The sequence below is a fragment of the Streptomyces misionensis genome (assembly GCF_007896895.1).
GTDB classification, from domain to species: domain Bacteria; phylum Actinomycetota; class Actinomycetes; order Streptomycetales; family Streptomycetaceae; genus Streptomyces; species Streptomyces misionensis_A.
Window position 1 is genome coordinate 3,334 of sequence record NZ_VOGW01000058.1, and the last position, 5,261, is coordinate 8,594.

The following is a 5,261-nucleotide window of genomic DNA, read 5'->3' on the forward strand; positions in this document are numbered from 1 at the left end:
ACACGGAGCCGCCCTCGGCCGAGCCGTCCTCGTCGGCGCACGAGGACCCGGGCCCGCAGCTCGTCCAGCGCGAACCCGCGCCGGAGCCGGCGGCGCGGGCCCGGATGTGACCCGACGCACAGGCGTACGGGCCGTCCGGAGCCGGGATCGGTTTGCCTTCGGGGGTGGTGGGTGCGTATGGTGGTAGATCGTTTGATCCCATTTGCCCGGCGCCACCACAGAGCGCGCCGTGTGGCGCGTACTCTCCTTTGCCGTGGCGGACCGCATTGAGGCGGTCGTGTGCGAATCACGGAGTTGACGGGCGCGTGCCGACGAGACTCCGGAAGGTTTCGCATTCGCATGTCCGTGTCCAGTTTTGACCAGATCGTCGTGTCCGAGAACGAGAACGTGAACGAACTCGTGGACGAGACGACCGAGGCCACTGAGACCCAGGCCCCCGAGGCCCCCCAGACCCCCCAGATCACCTTCGCCGACCTCGGCCTCCCCGAGGGCATCGTGCGCAAGCTCGCGCAGAACGGCGTGACGACCCCCTTCCCGATCCAGGCCGCGTCCATCCCGGACGCCCTGGCCGGCAAGGACATCCTCGGCCGCGGCCGCACCGGCTCCGGCAAGACCCTCTCCTTCGGTCTGCCCACCCTGGCCACGCTGGCCGGCGGCCGCACCGAGAGGAAGCGCCCCCGCGCGGTCATCCTCACCCCGACCCGTGAGCTGGCCATGCAGGTCGCCGACGCGCTGCAGCCGTACGGCGACGTCCTCGGCCTGAAGATGAAGGTCGTCTGCGGCGGCACCTCGATGGGCAACCAGATCTACGCCCTGGAGCGCGGCGTCGACGTCCTCGTCGCCACCCCGGGCCGGCTGCGCGACATCATCAACCGCGGCGCCTGCTCCCTGGAGGACGTGCGGATCGCCGTCCTGGACGAGGCCGACCAGATGTCCGACCTGGGCTTCCTGCCCGAGGTCACCGAGCTGCTCGACCAGGTCCCGGCGGGCGGCCAGCGCATGCTCTTCTCCGCCACGATGGAGAACGAGATCCAGACCCTCGTCGACCGCTACCTGACCGAGCCCGTCTCCCACGAGGTGGACGCGGCCCAGGGCGCGGTGACGACCATGTCCCACCACATCCTCATCGTGAAGCCCAAGGACAAGGCGCCGGTCACCGCCGCGATCGCCTCCCGCAAGGGCCGCACGATCATCTTCGTCCGCACCCAGCTGGGCGCCGACCGCGTCGCCGAGCAGCTGCGCGACGCCGGGGTGAAGGCCGACGCGCTGCACGGCGGCATGACCCAGGGCGCCCGCACCCGGACCCTGGCCGACTTCAAGGACGGGTACGTCAACGTCCTGGTCGCCACCGACGTCGCCGCCCGCGGCATCCACGTCGACGGCATCGACCTGGTGCTGAACGTCGACCCGGCCGGCGACCACAAGGACTACCTGCACCGCGCGGGCCGTACCGCGCGTGCGGGCCGCACCGGCACCGTCGTCTCGCTGTCCCTGCCGCACCAGCGGCGCCAGATCTTCCGTCTGATGGAGGACGCGGGCGTCGACGCGGCCCGGCACATCATCCAGGGCGGCGCCGCCTTCGACCCGGAGGTCGCCGAGATCACCGGCGCCCGCTCCATGACCGAGGTCCAGGCCGAGTCCGCCGGCAACGCCGCGCAGCAGGCCGAGCGCGAGGTCGTCCAGCTGACCAAGCAGCTGGAGCGCGCCCAGCGTCGCGCGACCGAGCTGCGCGAGGAGGCCGACCGGCTGGTGGCCCGGGTCGCCCGCGAGCGCGGCGAGGACCCGGAGACCGCCGTGGCCGAGGCGCAGGCGTCGGCGGCCGAGGAGCTGGCCGTGGCCGAGGAGCCGGCGGCGCAGCAGGCCGAGCGCGAGGAGCGTCCGGCGGCTTCGGCGCCGTACGAGCGCCGGGAGCGGCGCGGCTACGACCGTGACCGGGGCGAGCGGGGCTTCGAGCGTCGTGACGACCGTCGTGACGACCGTGGTGGCCGTTCCTTCGAGCGCCGTGACGACCGTCGTCCGTTCGGTGACCGCGACCGCGACCGTGACCGTCGGGACGACCGCGGTGGCCGCTCCTTCGAGCGCCGCGACGACCGTCGTCCGTTCGACCGTGACCGCCGGGACGACCGTGGTGGCCGTTCCTTCGAGCGTCGTGACGACCGTCGTGACGACCGTGGTGGCCGTTCCTTCGAGCGCCGTGACGACCGCCGTCCGTTCGGTGACCGCGACCGCGACCGCGACCGTGACCGCCGGGACGACCGCGGTGGCCGCTCCTTCGAGCGCCGTGACGACCGTGGCGGCTTCCGCCGTGACGACCGTGGCGGCCACCGGGGCAGCGACCGCCCCTTCAACCGCGACCGCCGCGACGACCGTCCGGGCTTCCGCTCCGGTGGCCACGAGCGCCCCTACGGCCGTCGTGACGACCACCGCGGCACCGGCTCCTCCTTCGGCCGCCGCGACGACAAGCCGCGCTGGAAGCGCAACGGCTGATCTCGGCTCCGCACCTGTCCGAAGGGCCCGCACGACCCGGTCGTGCGGGCCCTTCCGCATGTCGCCCCCGAGTGACGCATGTCACGCGCGCGACGAGGGAATTGCTGGGGGCATGACAGATGAAGACGCGACAGCGGGTGTGCCGTCGGACGAGGAACGGCTGGCCCAGCTCGGTTACACGCAGGTCCTCGCCCGCCGGATGTCGGCGTTCGCCAACTACGCGGTGTCCTTCACGATCATCTCGGTCCTGTCGGGTTGTCTGACCCTGTACTCCTTCGGCATGACCACCGGCGGCCCCGCCGTGATCACCTGGGGCTGGGTCGCGGTCGGCCTGATGACGCTGCTCGTGGGTCTGTCGATGGCCGAGATCTGCTCGGCGTACCCGACCTCGGCCGGCCTGTACTTCTGGGCCCACCGGCTGGCGCCGCCCCGCTCGGCGGCGGCCTGGGCGTGGTTCACGGGCTGGTTCAACGTGCTGGGCCAGGTCGCGGTCACCGCGGGCATCGACTTCGGCGCGGCCTCCTTCCTCGGGGCCTATCTGAACCTCCAGTTCGGCTTCGAGGTCACCCGGGGCCGCACGGTCCTGCTCTTCGCCGCGATCCTGCTGCTGCACGGCCTGCTGAACACCTTCGGCGTGCGGATCGTCGCCTTCCTGAACAGCGTGAGCGTGTGGTGGCACGTGCTCGGGGTGCTGGTCATCGTCGGCGCGCTGGCCGTCGTACCCGACCACCACCGCTCGGCGGGCTTCGTCTTCGGGCACTTCGTCAACCAGACCGGCTGGGGCAGCGGTGCCTACGTGGTCCTCCTCGGCCTCCTGATGGCCCAGTACACCTTCACCGGCTACGACGCCTCCGCCCATATGACCGAGGAGACGCACGACGCGGCCACGGCGGGCCCGAAGGGCATCGTGCGCTCCATCTGGACGTCCTGGATCGCGGGCTTCGTCCTGCTGCTGGGCTTCACCTTCGCCATCCAGTCGTACGACGGCGAACTGGCGTCCTCCACGGGCGCCCCGCCGGCCCAGATCCTCCTGGACGCGCTCGGCGCCACCTCCGGCAAGCTGCTGCTCCTCGTGGTGATCGGCGCCCAGCTCTTCTGCGGGATGGCCTCCGTCACCGCCAACAGCCGGATGATCTACGCCTTCTCGCGCGACGGCGCGCTGCCGTTCTCCCGCGTCTGGCACACGGTCAGCCCCCGCACCCGCACCCCCGTGGCGGCGGTCTGGCTGGCCGCGCTGGCCGCCCTGGTCCTCGGCCTGCCCTACCTGATCAACTCGACGGCGTACGCGGCGGTGACGTCCATCGCGGTGATCGGCCTCTACATCGCGTACGTCGTCCCCACCTTCCTGCGGGTCCGCAAGGGCGCGGCGTTCCAGCGGGGGCCGTGGCACCTGGGTCGCTGGTCGGGGCCGATCGGCGTGATCTCGGTCCTGTGGGTGGTGGCGATCACGGTCCTCTTCATGCTGCCGCAGGTCTCGCCCGTCACCTGGAAGACCTTCAACTACGCCCCCGTCGCCGTCCTGGTCGTCCTCGGCTTCGCGGCCACCTGGTGGCTCGCCTCGGCCCGCCACTGGTTCCTCGGCGCGACCCGCGTCCCCGCCGCCGACCCCGTCGAAAAGTAGCCATCCGCCGCCACGACGCGGCCGGGTCCCCGATACCCGATCGGAGACCCGGCCTCCTGCGGCTATGCTCGGACAGGCAACATCGCCTGGGCCCTTAGCTCAATTGGCAGAGCAGTGGACTTTTAATCCATTGGTTGTGGGTTCGAGTCCCACAGGGCCTACCGGACCCCTCGGGGTAGGGACCCTCGCTGACCTGGTCAGACGGGGGTTCCGCCGTTTCCGGAGCCTGGAGGGGCGATCGGGCCGCGACCGCGAGGGGGAACCGGGCGTGCGGAACGTACTGAACCTGTGACGGCATCAGCTGGGGGCGGTTCCCGAGTACGTGTGGGGGCGTGCCGAGCTGGAGGTGCTGATCCTCGCGGACAACGGGCTGACGGACCTGTCGCCGTGCATCGGGCGGCTGGCCCGGCTGACCACGCTGGACCTCGGCCACAACCGTCTCACCTCCGTCCCGGACGAGCTGGGCGATCTGGCCGGCCTCGGTGGCTTCCTCTATCTGCACGACAACGAGCTGTCCGGGCTCCCGGAGTCCCTGGGGAACCTGACGCGGCTGCGTTACCTCAACGTCGGCGAGAACGCCCTCACGGCCCTGCCCGAGGCGATCGGCCGGATGGCCGGGCTCGTCGAGCTACGGGCCCGGCACAACCGGCTGACCGCGTTGCCCGAGGGCATCGGGGGCCTTCGGCGGCTGCGTGAGCTGTGGCTGCGGGGCAACGTGCTCGAGACCCTGCCGCCGTCCCTGGCCGGCCTGCGCGAACTGCGCCACCTGGACCTGCGGGAGAACGCGCTGCCCGAGCTCCCCGAGGCCCTGGCCGCGCTGCCCCGCCTGCGCCACCTCGACGTCCGCGGCAACCGTCTCACCCGCCTCCCGGACTGGCTCACCGCCCTGCCCGCCCTGGAGAAACTGGACCTGCGCTGGAATCCGTGCGAGCCCTCCGGACCGCTGCTGGACGAGCTGGAGCGGCGGGGGTGTGTCGTCCTCTTCTAGGCGTGCCCTCCGCTCGGGGAAGGGGTCCTGTGCGCGAGCAGGCGCCAACTCCCGGACTGAGCAGTAAGGTTGGCCGGATGTCCGATCTTCCGGTGATTCTGTTGTTGTCGGGGAGCCTGCGCGGCGGTTCCAGTAACGAGGCGCTGTTGCGGACCGCGCGGGCCG

The 5,261-nt window shown here is 71.6% G+C and carries 3 protein-coding genes and 1 tRNA gene; all 4 read left to right on the forward strand.

Features of this window, described 5'->3' with window-relative positions; translation table 11 throughout:
- Positions 1-339 precede the first annotated feature (339 nt).
- The gene (locus FRZ03_RS10520; protein ID WP_146464885.1) at positions 340-2,487 is read left to right on the forward strand and encodes a DEAD/DEAH box helicase; all 2,148 of its coding nucleotides are present in this window, start codon (positions 340-342) and stop codon (positions 2,485-2,487) included.
- A 112-nt stretch (positions 2,488-2,599) separates the two neighbouring features.
- Positions 2,600-4,108 (forward strand): amino acid permease, encoded by a 1,509-nt coding sequence (locus FRZ03_RS10525; RefSeq protein ID WP_146464886.1) that lies wholly within the window; start codon positions 2,600-2,602, stop codon positions 4,106-4,108.
- A gap of 88 nt (positions 4,109-4,196) precedes the next feature.
- A tRNA-Lys gene (locus tag FRZ03_RS10530) sits at positions 4,197-4,269 on the forward strand.
- 161 nt (positions 4,270-4,430) lie between these two features.
- Positions 4,431-5,096, forward strand: a complete 666-nt coding sequence (locus tag FRZ03_RS10535; RefSeq protein ID WP_315902637.1) for a leucine-rich repeat domain-containing protein — start codon at positions 4,431-4,433, stop codon at positions 5,094-5,096.
- Positions 5,097-5,261: the final 165 nt, after the last annotated feature.

Bases quoted from the DNA above. Each gene is read 5' to 3' on its own strand.
- FRZ03_RS10520 (WP_146464885.1), top strand. From the start codon at position 340: ATGTCCGTGTCCAGTTTTGACCAGATCGTCGTGTCCGAGAACGAGAAC.
- FRZ03_RS10525 (WP_146464886.1), top strand. From the start codon at position 2,600: ATGACAGATGAAGACGCGACAGCGGGTGTGCCGTCGGACGAGGAACGG.